Origin of the sequence: Aquitalea magnusonii (genome assembly GCF_002217795.2) — a bacterium.
GTDB classification, from domain to species: Bacteria; Pseudomonadota; Gammaproteobacteria; order Burkholderiales; family Chromobacteriaceae; genus Aquitalea; species Aquitalea magnusonii_B.
This window is the reverse complement of record NZ_AP018823.1, coordinates 2,261,261-2,278,876: the sequence shown is the minus strand read 5'-3', so window position 1 is coordinate 2,278,876 and position 17,616 is coordinate 2,261,261. Positions and strand designations below refer to the sequence as shown.

Sequence of the window (17,616 nt, the reverse complement as noted above, 5' to 3'; positions counted from 1 at the left end):
TTATTGTCCCGCGTTCAGGAGTTTCTGTTTGAATTCGTCTTTGCTCATGCCGGTTTGCTGGGCACCGATGTCCTGCACGTCCAGGCCGAAGATGCCGGCAAACTTGGCCAGGTAGTAAACATTGCCGCCAGCGGCAATCAGTTGCAGCACATTGCGGCTTTGCACCGCAGCCAGTTGCGGCGCGGTCAGGCCGAAGCGGGCGCAGTAGGCGGCTTCGTCGGCCTTGAAGGCGTCGCGGTTGGCCTTGTCGTTGAAGGAAAAGCACATCTTGTTGAGGGCATAACCCTTCTGCGCCTGAATGTCGTCAAACAGGGTGGTTCCCGGAATGGAAACGCGTTGTTGCTCCGCCATCACTTGTTCTCCCTTGTTGATTCTGGTGAGTTCAGTGTCCCTGTTTGCGGTATGGAGATAAATGCGGTAAACCGGATGGCATAGATGAAAAATTTCGATCATTTGCAGCTGGATGGCCGGCTGCTGCAATTACTGCTGACGGTGATGGAGGAGCGCTCGGTCACCCGTGCGGCAGAGCGGCTGGACATGACCCAGTCGGCGGTCAGTCATGCGCTGGACAAGCTGCGGCTGATTGTGGACGACCCGCTGTTTGTGAAGTCCGGCCGCGGCATCTCGCCCACGGTACGGGCCGAGGCGCTGGCCCAGCACGCGCGCAGCCTGCTGGAAGACATGCGCCGCTTTGTCAGTGCCGCCAGTTTTGATCCGGCCCGTTTGCAGCGCACCATCAGCATTGCCGCCAACGATTTGCAACGGGATTTGCTGCTGCCGCGCCTGCTGGGGCTGTTGCAGGCCGAAGCGCCGGGCGTGTCGCTGCGAGTGTTGCCCTCCGGCATCCCCTCTGTGGAGATGCTGCGCAGTGATGAGTGCGATCTGGTGATCACCCCGCGCCCGCCGGATGGCAGCGACATCGTGCAAAAGCGGCTGTTTGCCGACCACTACCGGGTGTTTTACGACGCAGGCTGCCGTGCGGCACCGGCCAGTCTGGACGACTATCTGGCGGCCGAGCATGTTACGGTGGGCTATACGCCACCGCGCATGCTGGATATTGATGATTTTCTGGCCGGGCAGGGGGTAAGGCGGCGCATTGCCGCCTGGCTACCGGGTTTTGCCGGCATCGCACCTTTTGTGCAGGGCAGTTGCCGGCTGGCTACTTTGCCGGGCTTGCTGGCCAGCAACCTGCTGGCGGGGCTGGCCAGTTGTGCGCCGCCGCTCTCTTGCCCGGACATGCCGATGTATCTGGTATGGCACCAGCGCCATCGCCACGACCCGCTGCACATCTGGTTGCGCCAGCGGCTGGAGCAGGTGACGCAGCAGGCGCTGGCGGCGCAACTGCCGCGATGATACAGAGCGGCTAACAAAATAGCGTAGCGTCCCTGAGGCAAGGCGCGCCGACGCCGACAGTACATAAATGTATGGCAAGGAGGCGCAAGGCTGCAGCAGGGGTTTTGTCAGCCGCGCTTAGCAGCCGCTGTCCTGCAGGCGCTGGCTGACGGTGCGGCACAGCCAGTCCACCGAACGGGCGGCGCGGCTGGCCACACTGTGCGCGTCCTGGCTAAGAAATTCGTCATTGGCCACTTCAAAGGCGTAATTGCCCTGATAACCGGCCATTTCCAGCCGCACCAGCATGTCCACCACCGCCATGCTGTGTACTCCCTCGCCGGGGAAGGAGCGCTGGTGGCGCGAGATATGCACCATTTCTTCCAGCAGCGGCAGGTAGTCGCTCATGGCATCGGACAACTGCACCAGAAACAGCTTGTGCATGGGGATGCGGTACAGGTCGTCCAGCGGGATGCCACGGGCAAACAGGTGGAAGCTGTCCAGCACCAGGCCCACGTTCTGCCGGTTCACCATTTCCACCACCTGCCATGCCGCGTGGTAGTCGTGTACATAACGGCCCCAGGCCAGCGGCTCGAAGCCGATGCGGATGCCCAGGGGCGTTGCCAGCGTGGACAGCAGGCGCAGATGGGCGGCGGTGGTTTCCAGGTCGCCCACCGCATTGGGCGAGGTGGTGGCCGATACCACCAGCAGCTCCGCGCCCACCTGCTGCATCATGCGCATCATGGTTTTGGCCAGGTCTATCTTGTATTCCAGAAAGCGGCCGCTCATGCCTTCGAAGTCGCGCAGCGCCTCGAAGCCGATCACCTTCATGCCGCTGTGGCGCACCGTGCGCACGGTTTGTGCCAGGCCGCCTTCCTGTTCGTTCATCAGGTCCTGCGCCCACAGCGTGAGGCGGGAGAAACCGGCGGCGGACATGGCCTGCAGCTTGTCTTGCAGCTTGCCCTGCAAGGGGGCGGTATCAATGGCAAAGCGGCTGGCGTCCATGTCAGTTCCCCTGTTCCTTGCTGATGGCAAATTGCAGCAAGCCGGCATGCTCCAGCGCGTGCCGCACCAGTTGTTGCGGGCCGGACAGGCCCAGCCCCTGTTGTTGCAGCTGCTGGCGGGTGAGGGCCATGTCATGGCTGGCCAGCGTGACACCGGTCATGCCCTCGCTAATGCCATGCTCCAGCACGGCGGCCTGCAAGCGCAGCTGGATCTTGCCGCAGGGGCTTAGCAGCAGGCGGCTGTCCGTGGTATCGGCTGCAGTGGTTTGCTCAAAACCGAACAGGTGCTGGTAGAAGTCCTGCCAGTCACCAATGCGCTCCAACGGTACGCTCTGGGTCAGCAGGCTGATGCGGCTCAGCCCGGCATCCGTAGCCTGGCTATCCGCGTTCAGCGGCAGGAAGTCCACATCGTAAATGGAGTGCTCGCCATAGCGGTCTACCAGATACAGCAGCGAACCGCCCACACCCTGGAAGGCCGGAATGTGTAATTCCATCACCCCGGTGCCCATATCCACTTCCCATGCCCCCAGTTCGCGGGCGCGCAAGGTGGCTGCGCGTGCATCCTTCACCCGCAGCGCAATGGCGCAAATGCTGTGGCCGCGCTGCTGCGCGTAATGCTGGGCAAAGCTGTCCGGCTCGGCATTGACGATGAAGTTGATATCGCCCTGACGGTACAACAGCACCTGTTTGGAACGGTGCCGGGCGGTACAGCGAAAACCCATGGCCTGCAGCAGTTGGCCAAGGGCTGTCGGGTCGGTGGTGGCAAATTCAACAAATTCGATGCCGTCCGTGCCCATGGGGTTGGGCCGGCTGCTAAAGGGAAGGGTGTCGGACATGGGGAACCTGTCTGGTAAGGGCTGCGGGTTCAACAAGAGCTTGCCGGTTCAATCTGTCAGCTTCAGTCGCTGAGGCTGGCAAAATGCCGGGCCATGCGCTGGGCATCCGGGTTCAGGCCGCTGAACAGGCGGAATGCGCCCGCAGCCTGATACACCACCATGCCGCCGCCATTCATGGTAGCGCAGCCCAGCGCCTTTGCCGCCTTGAGCAAGGCGGTTTCGCGCGGGAAGTAAATCACGTCGGCCACCCACAAGGCCGGATGCAGCCATTCCACTGGCAGCGGCAGGCCGGGGTGGCCTTGCATGCCAATCGGCGTGGCCTGGATCAGGCCGTCGGCAGCGGCCAGTTCTCCGGCCACATCGTCGGCCACCACCACCCGCCCGGCACCAAAGCGCTGGTTCAGCCGTGCCGCCAGTGCGCTGGCGCGCGCCGGGTCGGCATCGTGTAGTGCCAGTCTTTGCGCACCCAGGGTGAGGATGGCATGGGCTACGGCGGCACCGGCACCGCCCGCGCCCAGTTGCACCACCTTGTCCAGCCTGGCCTGCGGCCATTGCTGCTGGAAGGACTGGGCAAAGCCCCACCAGTCGGTGTTGTGGCCAATGCGTTTGCCATCACGCAACTGCACGGTATTCACCGCGCCAATGGCGGCGGCATCGTCCGACAGGCTGTCCAGACAGGCCAGCACGGTTTGCTTGAACGGATGGGTGATGTTGCAGCCGGCATAGCCCACGGTCTGCATGGCGGTCAGCAGCGTGTCCAGCCCCGCAGCGCTGGTGTCCTGCGGCAGGTCGTGTAATTGATACAGACAGCGCAGGCCCAGCTGGCGGGCTTCTTCTTCGTGTAGCTGTGGCGAGCGCGAGCCCTGGATGCTTTGGCCGATCAGGCCCAGCAACAGCGTGCTGGCAGCGGAGGTGGATGCAGACATGTGTTGGTCTTTTTTGCTTGATTGCCGCGGCGGGCGGCATGCACCCCGCACACGGCATAGGCCGTGTGCGGGATGGCGGGAACAGGGAAACGCACTGGTGCAGTGAAAATTTTCACGCTAAGATTGAAATGTACCTTTTGGTACGAAATAAGTAAACCGGCAGCATCGCCAGACCAGGACTCAAACCCAGAGCGGTGCGCCGCCAGCGCCAGTTTCCCCATTGAGGATGACCACCATGCAACACTGTATTGCCACCGTTTCTCTGAGCGGAACCCTACCCGAGAAACTGGAGGCGATTGCCGCTGCCGGCTTTCAGGGCGTAGAAATCTTTGAAAACGACCTGCTGTATTTCGACGGTTCGCCACGGGATGTGCGCCGCCTGTGTCAGGAGCTGGGATTGCAGATCATGCTGTTCCAGCCTTTCCGCGACTTCGAAGGCTGCCGCCGCGACCGTCTGCAACACAATCTGGAACGGGCCGAACGCAAGTTCGAGCTGATGCACGAGCTGGGAACAGACCGCATCCTGGTGTGCAGCAATGTGCAGCCGGATGTGATCCGCGATAACGCGGTGCTTGCCGACGACCTGCACCAGCTGGCCGAGCTGGCGGCAAGGCATGAAGTGCTGGTGGGTTACGAGGCGCTGGCCTGGGGCCAGCATGTGAATTCCTACCGTCAGGTGTGGGACATCGTCAAAACGGTGGACCACCCCAATCTGGGCGTGATTCTGGACAGCTTCCACACCCTGTCGATCAAGGACGACCTGTCGCGCCTGACGGAAATTCCGGGCGACAAGATCGTATTCCTGCAACTGGCCGATGCGCCCATCCTCAATATGGACGTGCTGGAGTGGAGCCGCCATTTCCGCTGCTTCCCCGGTCAGGGCGAGTTCGACCTGCCTGCTTTCCTCGGTCCCATCCTGCAAAGCGGCTATCAGGGCCCGCTGAGTCTGGAAATTTTCAACGACGGTTTCCGCGCGGCACCCACCGGCGGTACTGCGGCAGACGGCCGCCGTGGCTTGCTGTATCTGGAAGAAAGCACCCGCGCCCGACTGGCCGCCAGCGCGGAACCCAGTGCCGCCGCCGTACTGCCGCAGTTGTTTGTCCCAGCACCGCAGCCGCAGTACGACGGGGTGGAGTTTCTGGAATTCGCCGTGGACGAGGCCGCCGCCAGCCGCCTGGCGCGCTGGTTCGGCAAACTGGGCTTTGCCCATGCCGGGCAGCACAAATCCAAGAGCGTCAACCTGTACCGTCAGGGGGGCATCAACCTGATTCTCAACTCGGAGCCGGACTCCTTCGCCCATGCCTTTTTCGTGGCACATGGCCCGTCGCTGTGCGCATCCGCCTTCCGGGTGAATGACAGCGCCCAGGCCCTGCAACGCGCCAAGCAGTATCGCGCCCGCTCGTTTGAAAGCCGCGTCGGCCCCAACGAGCGGCAGATTCCCGCTGTGCGTGCGCCGGATGGCAGCCTGCAATACCTGGTGGACCCCGGCGCGGACGGCAGCAGCATTTACCAGTCCGACTTCGACATGCTGCCGGGTGCCGCAGGCAAGCAAGGCCTGCTCACCGGCATCGACCACTTCGCGCTGGGCCTGCCGGAGGAAACGATGGACGCCTGGATGCTGTTCTTTCGCGCCGTGTATGGCTTCAAGGCCGAGAACGAGCACGTGCTGCCCGACCCCTATGGACTGGTGAAAAGCCGGGTGCTGCACAGCCCGGATGGCAGCATCCGCATTCCGCTCAATATCTCGGAAAACCGCAATACCGCCATTGCCCGCTCGGTGTCCACCTATCGGGGTTCCGGCGTGCAGCACATTGCCTTTGCTACCGACGACATCTTTGCTGCGGTGGCCGCGGCGCGGGAAAGCGGCGTGCCCTTGCTGGAAATTCCGCGTAACTACTACGACGATCTGGCCGCGCGCTTCGATCTGCCGGATGAATTTGTCGCCAGCCTGGCCGCGGCCAACATCCTGTACGACCGAGATGCCCAAGGCGGAGAAATGCTGCATGTGTACACCGCCCAGTTTGAAGACCGCTTCTTCTTCGAACTGCTGCAACGCCGCGCGGGCTACCAGCAATACGGTGCCGCCAATGTGGCGGTGCGCCTGGCCGCGCAGGCTCAGTCGCGCGCCCGGCAGCAGGCGCGCAGCAATTGGTATGACTAAGAGGGCATGAGCCACAGCGTATGGCAGTAAAAAGGGACACCACGTGGTGTCCCTTTCTCATGGCCAGCGGCTTGCAGCAATGAGGTCATATCCCTTGCAGGCCTGCCTTCAGGTTCGCTGCATGGCAGGCAAGGACATGTATGCCCAGGCGTAATCCGGTGTGATCAGGCCTGCGCCGTTTCTGCCTGGGTGGGGTCTTGTGGCTGCCTGCGCGTCAGCAGCACGGAGTCGGCCCCGGCATACACTTTGCGATAGCGCAGGTAGCCGGGGCCGATCAAGAATGGTTCCTGCCCTGGCGTGACTGTTTGGGGTACCTGGGTGCCTTGGGAGTCCTCGTACAATTTCACCCAGCCTTCTTCTTCCTTTGACAGTCTGCCGTTGGCTTTTTTCTTTTCACTCAGCTCTTTCAAGCCCGCCAGAATCTCCGGGGTTTCCTTGCTGGTAATCACCATGCGTCTTTTCTTTTTTTGAAAAAAACATCAAAATTAGTTGGGTCTATGTCTGTTTCAGTTAGTGCATGGCAAATGGATGTCATGGCTTTCTCTTCATGTAATATTCGAGATATTCTGTGGAATATTGAAGGGATTTTTTATATTTACTTTTTAAGTATTCTCTGTAATTTGGATCATCTTTTCCCTTGAGTGCCTTGACATCATTTGCATTGTATTTTGAGTCCAGCTCCCATGCCTCTTTTAGGTCTTCTTTGTCGATATTGCTTAATGATTCTTTGAGTAAGGCAATTTCTTTTTTGCGATCATTAACAAATTCATTCCATTTCTTTCTTCGATACTCCAGCGATGGCTTGGGGCCACCTTTGATCTCTCCCGGCCAGTTGGGGTTTTCCGGTGAATAATTGCTCACCGTAACCAGCACCTTGTCTGGCGACATGATCTGTATCCATACCCGGGCTGGCGTCGCATAGCGGGGTACGTCCACCTGATGGGGAATGACGGGAATCTTTTCGTATGCCCATTCCTTGTAGGTTTTTGCCTTGGTGCCAGCCTGGGTCAGTACCACCAACTTCATGCCGGGTTGCCATTTTTCCGGCAGGGCAACGCAGCACATGGTGCCGCTGCCACCATAGGCGGATACCCTGTCCATCGCCTCGAATGTCTTGATGTCATCCGGCATGGCAATGCCGATTGCATCGTAGTCGTCCTCGGTGTAGTTGATGGCGGTGAGCGCAACCCCCATATGGCTTGGGCCGAGACTCACGCAACTGCTGAGCAGCCCCCCAGCCAGTAGTGCGCTGCAGAGGCGTGCCAGCATATTGCGGTACAGCTGGTCATTCATGGTGTGGCGGGTTTCTTTTCCAGCTCGACATCCATGCCCATCATGCTGATGATCAGCAGGTAATCGCTCTGCATCTCATGGCTACGTCTGTTGGCGGCGTTCAGGACGCTGCCTTTGGCAAGCCTGATCAGGGCAATCTTGTCACCCACCAGTGCTTGCGATTTCACCGTGCTGGCATCATTCATCAGCCAGTCACGCAGTGTCTGGCCGGTGGTTTCCAGTTTGGTGGGGTCGGCTTCTTCCCAGCCAAATTGCTTGGAGACCAGCCCGTATTCTTCCCCCCGCTTCATAATGGTGAGCAGGGTTTGCGCCTGGCCATTGGCGTCATAAAGCTGCGGCATGCGTTCATTCGGCACCATGACATACTCTCCCAGCCAGTCATCGGCCTTGGCCAGTGGGGATAGCAGCAGGGCCAGTAGCAGCGCACAAGAACGGAACCATTTATTCGTCATTGCCTTCTCCTTAAGTGCTGAGGATCTGAATAAAAGCCAAAGCTCTGACAGGAAATTTACCACTGTGCCTCTGCCATCTTGGCAAGTATTTTATCAACATCACTCTTTTTAACTAGGCCATCCACCTCCAGCATTAAGCATTTCTTGAATTCGGGCTGAAGGCATGCATAATAAATATTATTTTTATTCAATTGCCCATCTCCAAATGTTTTGTCAGAGTGAATTGCTTGTAATATACCATATTTGGTTGGCAAGCTATACTTAATGTCAATGTGGGTTGTATATCGACCCGTATTGGATGGCTCAATATCATTGTTATTAATTTTTAAATCGTAATTGGTGTAGGCGCTTGACTCCGAAATAATAATAGAACCTTCTAGTCTGAGCTTTCTGCGATGAGAAATACCTATCACCTCAATTTTATCTTTATCGCAACTTTCTATTTTTACACTCTTAACGCTGGAAAAAATATATCCACACTCTATTTTTTCTGCAGACGCTACTTCCGTTGCAAGCAGGATAAAAAGTACACTGTAAATGCTCTTCATTAATTAATTCTTCTGCATTGAAACTCTTTAAAAGAAATCAATAGCATTGCAAGAAGTAGCCTAATTTTAATCTCCAATGGATTGGAAGTTGTTTGGCAGAGTAGTTTAATCATTTATAGTGAATCATGCCATTCTCAAAACATAGCCACCTAACTTGGTTGTTGAAACCACCTTCCAGTTTTCTCATGTATACGTGCAAGTCATGAGAATTTTGGAGATCGGCATATCTTTTTTGTGATGTAGTGTCTTATGGAGAAGGTTTATGGAGCGCTATCTTGAATGAGTTTGCTGGCAGCCAATGGTTGCTGAGTATGCAATCTTTCTAAACTCTTTAATTGATCTTGTTTTGTAGGAGTCGACTGCTTTATTTATCTCTTCAAATGAGACGGATCCTGCGTTAATTTCTATATCTGAGGTTTTCCCTATTATTCGTGCGACATAGCAAAGTCCAGTCCCAGATGGCCCATTTTTGTAAGTTATGCCGCAAGTGTCTGTTGTCTCATAGATGGAAAAGCCATTTTTCATGGCTAGTGTGGCAGGCCCTGAGGTCCCTGCCACACCACCTAAATACCAGACCCCTTTCTCTCCAAGCCCTTCCTGGACGTCTGATTCTGATATGGGCCTTATGGCTGGATTTTTAGGGTCGGTATTGCTAATTATAAGATGCTGTGTAGTAACGCTGTTTTTTCTTATTAATTGATTGTTTTTTTTGGCCCATTTCTTATCTGTATATGCGAATTGCACATTGCCAATGCATATTAGTCCCTTGGCAAAGGAAAGTCCCGGAAGAAGAATTAATAATGTAATAAATTTATTTACTTGTTGCATCCAGAAGCTCCTTTGCGATTCGAGTGGTTTGCTTAATTCTATCATCAAGGCCCATGTTGCCACCATTTAGGGCAAAAGAGATGGAGGTAATGGCCTGCGTTGATATGTCATTTTCTTTTATTATTTTATTCATTGATTTATATCCTGCTTTCCTAGCTCCTCTTTCCCAATAAAACCCTCCAGCATCAATGCAGTTGAATGGGATGGTGCTAATTTTCTGAGGATCTGCGATGTCTGGTATTTGTTCATAAGTTAATATTTGCCAGGCTTGGGCAGTTTTTAGAGAGACTTTTCTCCAGCCTCTGTAAATCCAATAGCCGTTGTGATTCAAGCGCCCCGTTAATTGCTTCATTCCTCGGCCGCGATATTTAACACCATCTGGTGCGGGTCCATTGGAAAGGTTTTTGTTGTTGTTATACTTAAAATACCACGAATCGTTTATATTATTATAGAATCCATTTGTTTCAGGTAAGATGCTGGGATGGTTGGGGTTTCGAGATGGAATCACGGATCCCTCCTGCATTCTTGCAAGAAAAAAAGACTCGACAGCGCCTTGGCCGTAAAAATGTGTCATTCTTGTTTTTGATTGATCGACTAGATATTTGGCTGCGATTCTGTTAATGTGGTTTCGATATTTTTCTCTGAGTTCTTCAGGGTTTGGGGTTTCTTTCTTGTTGTATACAGTGTCGGGATAGATCTTGGAGAATTCATCTTTACTTAACCATCCATTTTTCTTAAATTGGGTTATGAATGATCTTGGATTAAAATGCCAATGAGCACTGGAAATCTCCAATCCAGCCTCTTCCCAAAATGATAAAGATTCAATGTGCGCCTTGAATTCAGCATATTTCCTCTCATCCATTGGATCATCCAATACGTCACTTTTACTTTTTAGCCAAGCATATCGAGTATCAATTGTGGATTTTTCCCACTCAGTCGGAAATTTACAAATTGTTCGTGAAAGTCGTGACTGGACTTTTGCATCGGCCAGTGCAGTTGCTAACACGCCTTTATCCAACTTTTTTCCACTATTTCCCGTAAGCCATTTCTCAAGCATGGGGGAGTTGCATTGGCTATCCGGTGTGGGGTCATCGTCAATCAAGGTCCAGCCAAGCCAATGGGGGAAATCGGCATCGCTGAATTTCTTGATGCCTACCGCATTCAGATTCACCCAGCCTTGGCCGCCTGGGTAATTGACCTTGTGCCAATGTGGGACTGAGCCAGCAGGGATAGCGGTTTCATTTTCGGTATTGATGACCCGGCCAAATCGCAGCAACTCGTAAGCCGCACTTGGTGCAATATGAAAAGCATCTCCCAGGGCGGTCGCTTTGCTGTAAAGACTGTACTCATACTTGTCGTCGCTATCTGCTAGTGCTGCGCCGACCTCAACGAATACACCCTGTTGTTGAGTATCTTCTTGCCGAGTGGTGAGCAGGCATTTCCCGCGTTCAAAACGCATCGTCACAAACAGAGGGACAGTGGAGGTATGAACGACAGCGCCACTGCCTGCGGGAGCTTGCGGCGATGCAATAGAAGCAAAAAATAGTGTGCCTGGCGGTAGATAGAAATGCATATCGCCATAGACGATCTTGTCCCGGCCATCCTTGCTGATATCCAGCGTGCCCGAGCTTCTACCGACGATTTTTTTCAGGTTGGCATCGTCGCAGATGATTTCCAGATGGATGGCATTGTTGCCGTTGCAGCTGCCTACGCTGCCCAAGCTATCTTTGCGATATACCGGCTGCTTCTTTTTGACGAAGACCTGTTTGAGATGCATATAAATCGAGTAGTACTCGATCTGGCCGTCTGTTCCCTCGCCAATTTCTGTGCTGTGCTTGATCACCACACAGCCATTGTCGGTCTCGCCCTGATAGGCCAAAGGCTTCTTATCCGCATCAGGAGATGGGTCTCGCTTGTATACCACCACGCCATCGGCAATTGCGCGAACCGGCTCGCCATGCGCACCTGTGTCGGTATGCTCGATATGTTGGCCACCATGCCAGGCCATACGGCTGGCGATAGGAAAGCCTCCGCGAGAGCTAAAGGGCATCAAACCGGCCAGCCACTGTTCATCTGTGGCCGTGCCTTGGGGCGTTTTAAGAATCGGGGGACTGATGATCATGCTGATATCCGCTTATTCCGAGAACGGATGAGAATTGGGTGGGGTGTATTTGTCTTTTGGTAGCGTCGGTATCGGAATATTCATGCTGTCCGGCCCGCTCCAGTCATGGCTACCCCCCTTGAAGCTGACGGTTCCGGGGGCGTGCAGCTCAATCTTGCCATCCTTGATCCGCACGTAAGCGCCGCCGCTGGTCAGCAAAATTTCCTTCTTGCCATTCAAGTTGATGTTCTGCTTGGCCGAGGTAATCGTCACATCCTTATCCGCCGTCAGTTCCATCGCATCGCTCTGCGCTTGCACCTGCACCTTGCCCTTCGCCGCAATCAGCTTCAGCGCCACCTTGTCCTTCACCCCGGCCACAAACAGGCTGATGTGCTGACCGACGTTGTGCAGCCAGCGGCGGCCGGTGGTGTGGTTGGCATCGCGTTGGGCGATGAGGTTGAGGTTGGTTCCAGCGCTGAGGGTGTGGCTTTGTTCGGTGAGGCTGGCGATGCCGGCCGGGGCGGACAGGATGAGCAGCGGCTGTTGGCCAGCCTGGCTGCTGTTGCCGCTGCTGGCGGTTTTGCCTTCCTTGTCGGTATTGCTGCCGGCTTCCCAGGCTTTGAGCGCGGCGGCGTGGTGTTGCAGGTGGCCGCTGTCCTTGTTGCCGTCTTTGCCGTTGTCGGAGTTGATGGCGTCCGGCCCGGTTTCCATGCTGTCGGCCAGTTGTGCAGCGGCGGTGTCGCCCAGGCTTTGGCTGAGGCTGAGCGCGGCGTCGAGCTGGCTTTGCGCATGCTCGCGCGCCAGTTGTTTGCCGGATGCGCCGTTTTGCGCTTCGGTGCTGATGAGCAGGCCGTGGCCGGCGCGGATGGCGCCGTGCTGGTCGGTGCGTAGTTCGAAGCCTTCGCCGCGCGGCTGGGCTTTGCCATTGCTGCGCGGGTGGGTGAGGTAGCCCTGGTTGAGCTGGGTCTTGCCCGCTTCGCTACTGAGCTTGGCGCGGACTTCACCGGGCGTGTCGTCGAACAGCAGTTCGTTGTACTGGCCGCCCTGGTGTTCTTTGGATTTGATGCCGGACAGGGTCTTGTTGGCGGGCAAAGCGCCGGCACCGCTGAAGGCCGGGGTGGCGTGGCTGCCGTTGTACAGCACGCCAACAATCACCGGGCGGTCGATATCGCCTTCGATAAAGTCGACCAGCACTTCCTGGCCGATGCGCGGGATGAACTGGTGGCCCCAGCCGGCCCCGGCGCTGGGCATGGCCACGCGCAGCCAGCAGGAGGAGCGGTCGTCCAGATTGGCGCCGCTGCCGGGGTGTTCGTCTGGCCGCTGCCAGTGGAACTGCACCTTGATGCGGCCCAACTCGTCGGTGTGGACTTCTTCCCCCTCGGGCCCCACCACGGTGGCGGTCTGTACACCTTTAGATGTCGGCTTGGCCTGCGTGCTGTGGGCATAAGCCGGGGTGAGCGGAATGCCGCGGCGCTGGGCGGTGATCTGGGTCTGGAAGGGGCTGCTGTTCTGGCTGTCGTTTGATGTGCTGCTATCTCCCAGCAAGCCGCGCAGGCTGCTGGCCAGATCACCCGGCAGATTGTTGTTGGCACGGAAGGTTTGGCCGGTGACCACGAATTCACGCTGCTCGCTGCTGTCGCCCTCGTGCAGCGGATGTTCATCCAGGCGGAACCATTGGCCAGCGAGCAGGCTGCGTACTGAGCCGCTGCCAGAGAATTGCTTGGCCTGCACATCGTGCGCCTGCTGACGCCGCTGCGCATACTGACTCAGTTGCTCGGCATCGCTGGCGTAGTACAGCGACTGCGGGTCGTAATCCTGCAGGGTGGATTGCAAGGCATCGCCACTGCGGCCTTGCTGGATGCGGCTCTGATCGCCGCTGTGCTGGGTGCTCACCGGCTGGTAATCGAAACTGGCCAGCGCCACCGCACCGGACACCACCTGACGGGCGGCGCTCCAATCCGTCAGGCCGTCTTCTTCCTCGGTGGCATCGCTGCGGTGAAAGCGCACCCGCTCACTGGCGGCGGGCGGCAGGCTGTACGCATCATCAAACACCACCAGCTTGACCTGCGGATGCTCACCATCGACATGCTCGAAACGCCAGGCGTAACCCTCTTCGTGCAGCAGGCGCACGATGAAGTCGAAATCGCTCTCGCGGTATTGCAAACAGTAACTGCGCGGGTTGGCGGAGGCAGTGTGAAACTCCAGCGTCTGTACCTGGGCAAACACCGGATTATTGGCCTGATGCTCGGCCAGGATCTGCTTGACGATGTCCGGCACCGACAAGTCCTGAAACACCCGCGACGTACGACGCAGCCGCAGCAGCGCAAACGGCGGCTCGATGGTGAGGCCGTACTTGGCAAAACCGCCATCCGAACCCAGCAACTCGGCCCGTGACACCACCCCGCAACGCACCACCTGGCTGCCATCGGCATCCAGCACCCCCAGGCGGGCGGCCACACCGAGCAGCGACTTGAGCTCGATATTGCCATCCGGCGACAAACAACTGAGCTGATAGCGATAGGCCTCCGACACGCCCTCGCTGCCGTCCAGCGTGTGTGGCAATAACTGCTCGGCGGCGATCTGCCCGCCATCCAGCTGCAGGGTGAGCAGACGCTGGTGCTGGGAAAAGGCGGCGGCGAAGCTGGCGAGCAGGGAGGAGAAATCCATGGTGCGGGCTATCACGTCGGCTGACGTGAATCATCACATTCTGTTGAAAGTTCAACAGCTTATGCCTTCAGCATGGATCGAACAAGGCTGAATGGCATGAATGCGTAGTTCTACGGATGCCACGCGGCGCCGCTAAAGGGGCTGCGTGGTCGCGACTGAGTGGAGGGATAGACTGCGCTGCTCGACTTAACCGTGGCTAGCAAGAGCGCAGCATCCCTTGGGCAAGAAGATGCCGCGCAGCAGCAGGTTTTGGTGAGCGCTACTTATTTTAGCGGCGATACGGCGGTGGGCAGGGCAATGGTGGAGTGCATGTCGGTGGTGAGCCAGGCCGGGCCACCCTTGGGCGGCCAGATGCCGGCGGCGACGGCTTCGCCACGGATGCGGCTGCGTTCGTCCACGCTGGCGTAGGCCCAGATATTGGTAAAGCGCAGCGGGCCTTGCAGGGCGAACATGGCCACCAGGCAGGGCGACAGGGCGCTGCGCGGCGGCAGGTATTCCTGCCACAGGTCCATGGTGTGCTGCAGGCCGCCGGTCTTGATGCCGTAGGTACGGATTTCATACACCGGGCCGCTGATGCCGCTTTCGCTGCTGGGGCGCAGCGGGGCCATCCACGGGAAGGCCTGATACGCCTGCCGGTCGATGCTGGTGGCGAGGCTGCCGCAGCCGTAGGGGTCGGCGCTCAGGCGGGTGCGTTGCTGCTCGGCTTCCAGTGCGGCCAGGCTGTCAAAACCGCGCAAAACCAGCAGCTGGTTGAGCTGGCCGATATCGCTATACCAGCAGCCCAGCAGTTCGCCGCCGGCGGCGGCATCGCTGGTGTAGGCCTGTACGTTCTGGGCAGCCTGGGCGGTGGTGCCAAAGGGCAGGGTGAGGGTGGCGAGTTCGTAGTACATGGTGTGTCCTTGCTTGATATTGAAAATGTTCAAAGGCTTGCGTCGGGTTGGCGTCCGGCGGCGTGGTGTGCCGCCAAGTAGCCGAAAGTCATGGCCGGGCCCAAGGTGATGCCGCCACTGGGGTAGTGGCCGCCCATCATGCTGTGCATGTCGTTGCCGACCGCGTACAAGCCGCTGATGGGCTGGCGGTGTTCATCCAGCACTTGCGCGCTGGCATTGGTGGCCAGCCCGGCGAAGCTGCCCAGGCTGCCGGGGACGATCTTCACCGCGTAGTACGGCCCGTGTTGCAGCGGGGCCATGCAGGGGTTGGGCCAGGCATTGTCCTTGTCGCCCTGTACGCGGTTATAGGGGGTGTCGCCCTTGGCAAAGTCGCTGTCCTCCCCGGTAGCGGCTTGCTGGTTGTAGCGTGCCACCTGCTGTTCAAGCGCTACGGGGTTGATGCCGCAGCGGCGGGCCAGCTCTTGCAGCGTATTGCCACGTTGCAGATAGCCATTGCGCAGCCAGCGACCCAGCGGCATGGGGGCGGGTTTGACCGCGCCCAGCCCGTAGCGGCGGACAAAGCGGTGGTCGGCCACCAGCCAGGCTTGCACCGGCTGACCTGCCGGGATGGCACGCAGCAGGGCGGAGACAAAGTCGTGGTAGGAGTCAGCCTCGTTGCAAAAGCGCTGGCCATTGGCGGTAACGGCAATCAGCCCCGGTTTGGCCCGTTCGATCAGATGCGGAAAGTGGGCGGTGCTGCCATCGGCGCGTGGCACCAGCGATACCGGTGCCAATGCCATGGGGGAGGCCATCTCGCCCATCACGCCGCCAACGGCTTCACCCAGCCGCAGGCCATCGCCGCTATTGCTGGCCGGCGCGGCCGACCAGTGTTCCTGCCCGCTGGGCGCATGGGCCAGCAACTGGCGCTTGCGGGCGACATCGTGCGGAAAGCCGCCGCAGGCCAGCACCACGCCACGGCTGGCATGCACGGTGAGCGGGCCGTCCGGCGTGTCCAGTAGCGCACCGCTCACCTTGTCCTGTTCGCGCAGCAACTGGCGCACCGGGCTGGACAGGCGCAGTTCCACCCCGTCTTGCAGGGCCGAGGCCCCCAGCGCGGCGGCCAGCGCATTGCCGTTGACCAGCCGCATGCCACGGCCATGCAGCAGGCAGTCGCGCCAGTAGGCCAGCACGCGCCGGGTGACATAGGCAAAGGAGGTGAGCGAACGGCTGGCGTTGAGGAAATGGCGCAGCTCCACACCGGAGGCGATACCCATGCCCCATAGCGAAATCACGTCCAGCGGCTTTTTCAGCTGGTGAATATGCGTGCCCAGCAGTCGGCCATCGAAAGGTGCCGCACACACCGAACGCCCGCCAGTGGCCGCCCCGGCGCTGTGGCCGTGGAAGTCCGGAATCAGGTTGCCGTCGATGAAGCGCAGCAGGCTGTTGCGCTGGAAGAAGTCCACCATGCGTGGCGCGTGGCTCAGATAGGCATCGGCCAGTGCGGGGTCGAAGTCCTCTCCCAGTTCGCTGTGCAGGTACTGGCGCGGCAGGGCTGGGTCTTCGTCTATCCCGGCGGCGATGGCCAGCGGGTTGCGCGGCACCCATAGCCAGCCGCCCGACCAGGCGGTGGTGCCGCCAAACTCGGCTTCTTTTTCCGCCACCACCACCTTCAGCCCCAGCCGGGCGGCGGTGACGGCGGTGGCCAGGCCACCGGCGCCGCTGCCCACTACCAGCAGGTCGCAGTGCAGGGTGTTGGCTTGTGCTTGCTTGTCCACGGCCAACCTCAGCGCGCCAGCGGACCCTGCGCCAGCAGGAAGTCCAGCATCAGTTCACGCACGGCGGCAAACATGTCGCCACCCACCACAGTCTGGCAGCCCAGTGCGCGGGCGCTTTCAATCAGCGGGGTGACCGCCGGGGCGGTAATCACATCGCCGACAAACATGGTGCCGTCCAGCTTGCTGGCATCAATCGGCAGCGGGTCGCTGGCCTGCATGCCGGTGGGCGAGGCGTTGATGGCAATGGCAAAGCCGCTGGGGTCATTGCTGCCTATGCGCAGCTGGCCGGGGAAACCGGCAGACAGGCGGGCAATCAGCTGGTCGCGGCGGCTGGTGTCGGCATCGTGGATGGCCAGTTCGCTGACACCGTTTTCCAGCAGGGCCAGCGCAATGGCCGAACCCGCCCCGCCAGCACCCACCAGCAGCGCCCGCTTGCCTTCCGGCTGGCAGCCGGCCTCACGCATGGCGGCTACATAACCGGCGCCGTCACACATGTCGCCGTGCCAGCTACCGTCGGCATTGCGGCGCATCACATTGACTGCGCCCAGGCGGCGCGCCCGGTCGCTGGTACTGCTGCATTGGGCAAACATGGCGAACTTGTGCGGCACGGTGACGATGATGCCGTCCAGATTGCCCGCCAGGCTGATGCCCTTGACGTAGGCATCCAGATTGGCCGGGCTGACATGGCTGGGCACCAGAATGGCATTACGGCCTTGCTGTTGCAGGGAGGCGCTGACGCCAGCCGGGGATTTCACCTGGGCGATCGGGTCGCCCACGATGGCCAGTACGCGGGTGGCACCATCCAGTTGCAGGGTTTGGGTCATGTT

General features: G+C 58.6%; 16 protein-coding genes. 2 read left to right on the top strand and 14 right to left on the bottom strand.

Features of this window, described 5'->3' with window-relative positions:
• On the bottom strand, positions 1-351 hold the full coding sequence (locus DLM_RS10890) for a protocatechuate 4,5-dioxygenase subunit alpha (protein ID WP_045844910.1): 351 nt from the start codon (positions 349-351) through the stop codon (positions 1-3).
• An 84-nt stretch (positions 352-435) separates the two neighbouring features.
• On the opposite strand from DLM_RS10890, the gene DLM_RS10885 reads away from it, so the two are divergent.
• On the top strand, positions 436-1,353 hold the full coding sequence (locus DLM_RS10885; RefSeq protein WP_089083865.1) for a LysR family transcriptional regulator: 918 nt from the start codon (positions 436-438) through the stop codon (positions 1,351-1,353).
• A gap of 117 nt (positions 1,354-1,470) precedes the next feature.
• On the opposite strand, the gene DLM_RS10880 is transcribed toward DLM_RS10885, so the two are convergent.
• The 3 genes from DLM_RS10880 to DLM_RS10870 all read right to left on the bottom strand — a co-directional run bounded on the left by DLM_RS10880 (position 1,471) and on the right by DLM_RS10870 (position 4,095).
• Positions 1,471-2,334: a sugar phosphate isomerase/epimerase family protein gene (locus tag DLM_RS10880; RefSeq protein WP_089083866.1), complete on the bottom strand. Its 864-nt coding sequence runs from the start codon at positions 2,332-2,334 to the stop codon at positions 1,471-1,473.
• Position 2,335: 1 nt separating this feature from the next.
• Positions 2,336-3,169, bottom strand: a complete 834-nt coding sequence (locus tag DLM_RS10875; RefSeq protein WP_089083867.1) for a 4-hydroxyphenylpyruvate dioxygenase family protein — start codon at positions 3,167-3,169, stop codon at positions 2,336-2,338.
• 62 nt (positions 3,170-3,231) lie between these two features.
• Complete coding sequence (locus tag DLM_RS10870; RefSeq protein WP_089083868.1) at positions 3,232-4,095, bottom strand: shikimate dehydrogenase; 864 nt, start codon at positions 4,093-4,095, stop codon at positions 3,232-3,234.
• A gap of 235 nt (positions 4,096-4,330) precedes the next feature.
• Here DLM_RS10870 and DLM_RS10865 point away from each other — a divergent pair, with 235 nt between their 5' ends.
• Entirely contained in the window at positions 4,331-6,256 is a 1,926-nt protein-coding gene (locus DLM_RS10865; protein ID WP_089083874.1) for a bifunctional sugar phosphate isomerase/epimerase/4-hydroxyphenylpyruvate dioxygenase family protein, read from the top strand.
• A gap of 164 nt (positions 6,257-6,420) precedes the next feature.
• Here DLM_RS10865 and DLM_RS10860 read toward each other — a convergent pair whose 3' ends face one another.
• The 10 genes from DLM_RS10860 to DLM_RS10820 all read right to left on the bottom strand — a co-directional run bounded on the left by DLM_RS10860 (position 6,421) and on the right by DLM_RS10820 (position 17,613).
• Positions 6,421-6,708, bottom strand: coding sequence for a hypothetical protein (locus DLM_RS10860; protein WP_089083869.1), 288 nt, complete (start codon positions 6,706-6,708; stop codon positions 6,421-6,423).
• A 79-nt stretch (positions 6,709-6,787) separates the two neighbouring features.
• Positions 6,788-7,549: a DUF3304 domain-containing protein gene (locus DLM_RS10855; RefSeq protein ID WP_089083870.1), complete on the bottom strand. Its 762-nt coding sequence runs from the start codon at positions 7,547-7,549 to the stop codon at positions 6,788-6,790.
• A complete protein-coding gene (locus DLM_RS10850) occupies positions 7,546-8,001 on the bottom strand; it encodes a hypothetical protein (protein ID WP_089083871.1) in 456 nt (151 codons plus the stop codon). The genes DLM_RS10855 and DLM_RS10850 overlap by 4 nt, the downstream gene beginning before the upstream one ends.
• Positions 8,002-8,057: 56 nt before the next feature.
• On the bottom strand, positions 8,058-8,549 hold the full coding sequence (locus DLM_RS10845) for a hypothetical protein (RefSeq protein ID WP_089083872.1): 492 nt from the start codon (positions 8,547-8,549) through the stop codon (positions 8,058-8,060).
• A 270-nt stretch (positions 8,550-8,819) separates the two neighbouring features.
• A complete protein-coding gene (locus DLM_RS23045) occupies positions 8,820-9,377 on the bottom strand; it encodes a hypothetical protein (RefSeq protein WP_145985832.1) in 558 nt (185 codons plus the stop codon).
• Positions 9,361-11,499 (bottom strand): peptidoglycan DD-metalloendopeptidase family protein, encoded by a 2,139-nt coding sequence (locus tag DLM_RS10840; protein WP_119313236.1) that lies wholly within the window; start codon positions 11,497-11,499, stop codon positions 9,361-9,363. The genes DLM_RS23045 and DLM_RS10840 overlap by 17 nt, the downstream gene beginning before the upstream one ends.
• Before the next feature lie 12 nt (positions 11,500-11,511).
• Positions 11,512-14,145 carry a type VI secretion system Vgr family protein gene (locus tag DLM_RS10835; protein ID WP_119313235.1) on the bottom strand — a complete coding sequence of 878 codons (2,634 nt, stop codon included), beginning with the start codon at positions 14,143-14,145 and terminating at the stop codon, positions 11,512-11,514.
• Between the two features lie 263 nt (positions 14,146-14,408).
• A complete protein-coding gene (locus tag DLM_RS10830; protein WP_089083774.1) occupies positions 14,409-15,035 on the bottom strand; it encodes an NIPSNAP family protein in 627 nt (208 codons plus the stop codon).
• Positions 15,036-15,064: 29 nt separating this feature from the next.
• Positions 15,065-16,789, bottom strand: a complete 1,725-nt coding sequence (locus DLM_RS10825; RefSeq protein ID WP_089083775.1) for an FAD-dependent oxidoreductase — start codon at positions 16,787-16,789, stop codon at positions 15,065-15,067.
• Positions 16,790-16,797: 8 nt separating this feature from the next.
• Positions 16,798-17,613, bottom strand: coding sequence for a shikimate dehydrogenase family protein (locus DLM_RS10820; protein WP_089083752.1), 816 nt, complete (start codon positions 17,611-17,613; stop codon positions 16,798-16,800).
• Positions 17,614-17,616: the final 3 nt, after the last annotated feature.

What these genes read in the sequence shown, in the direction of transcription:
- DLM_RS10845 (WP_089083872.1), bottom strand. Translation starts at nt 8,549, where the DNA reads ATGAAGAGCATTTACAGTGTACTTTTTATCCTGCTTGCAACGGAAGTA.
- DLM_RS10880 (WP_089083866.1), bottom strand. Translation starts at nt 2,334, where the DNA reads ATGGACGCCAGCCGCTTTGCCATTGATACCGCCCCCTTGCAGGGCAAG.
- DLM_RS10850 (WP_089083871.1), bottom strand. Translation starts at nt 8,001, where the DNA reads ATGACGAATAAATGGTTCCGTTCTTGTGCGCTGCTACTGGCCCTGCTG.
- DLM_RS10875 (WP_089083867.1), bottom strand. Translation starts at nt 3,169, where the DNA reads ATGTCCGACACCCTTCCCTTTAGCAGCCGGCCCAACCCCATGGGCACG.
- DLM_RS23045 (WP_145985832.1), bottom strand. Translation starts at nt 9,377, where the DNA reads ATGCAACAAGTAAATAAATTTATTACATTATTAATTCTTCTTCCGGGA.
- DLM_RS10835 (WP_119313235.1), bottom strand. Translation starts at nt 14,145, where the DNA reads ATGGATTTCTCCTCCCTGCTCGCCAGCTTCGCCGCCGCCTTTTCCCAG.
- DLM_RS10890 (WP_045844910.1), bottom strand. Translation starts at nt 351, where the DNA reads ATGGCGGAGCAACAACGCGTTTCCATTCCGGGAACCACCCTGTTTGAC.
- DLM_RS10840 (WP_119313236.1), bottom strand. Translation starts at nt 11,499, where the DNA reads ATGATCATCAGTCCCCCGATTCTTAAAACGCCCCAAGGCACGGCCACA.
- DLM_RS10860 (WP_089083869.1), bottom strand. Translation starts at nt 6,708, where the DNA reads ATGGTGATTACCAGCAAGGAAACCCCGGAGATTCTGGCGGGCTTGAAA.
- DLM_RS10865 (WP_089083874.1), top strand. Translation starts at nt 4,331, where the DNA reads ATGCAACACTGTATTGCCACCGTTTCTCTGAGCGGAACCCTACCCGAG.
- DLM_RS10870 (WP_089083868.1), bottom strand. Translation starts at nt 4,095, where the DNA reads ATGTCTGCATCCACCTCCGCTGCCAGCACGCTGTTGCTGGGCCTGATC.
- DLM_RS10820 (WP_089083752.1), bottom strand. Translation starts at nt 17,613, where the DNA reads ATGACCCAAACCCTGCAACTGGATGGTGCCACCCGCGTACTGGCCATC.
- DLM_RS10885 (WP_089083865.1), top strand. Translation starts at nt 436, where the DNA reads ATGAAAAATTTCGATCATTTGCAGCTGGATGGCCGGCTGCTGCAATTA.
- DLM_RS10855 (WP_089083870.1), bottom strand. Translation starts at nt 7,549, where the DNA reads ATGAATGACCAGCTGTACCGCAATATGCTGGCACGCCTCTGCAGCGCA.
- DLM_RS10830 (WP_089083774.1), bottom strand. Translation starts at nt 15,035, where the DNA reads ATGTACTACGAACTCGCCACCCTCACCCTGCCCTTTGGCACCACCGCC.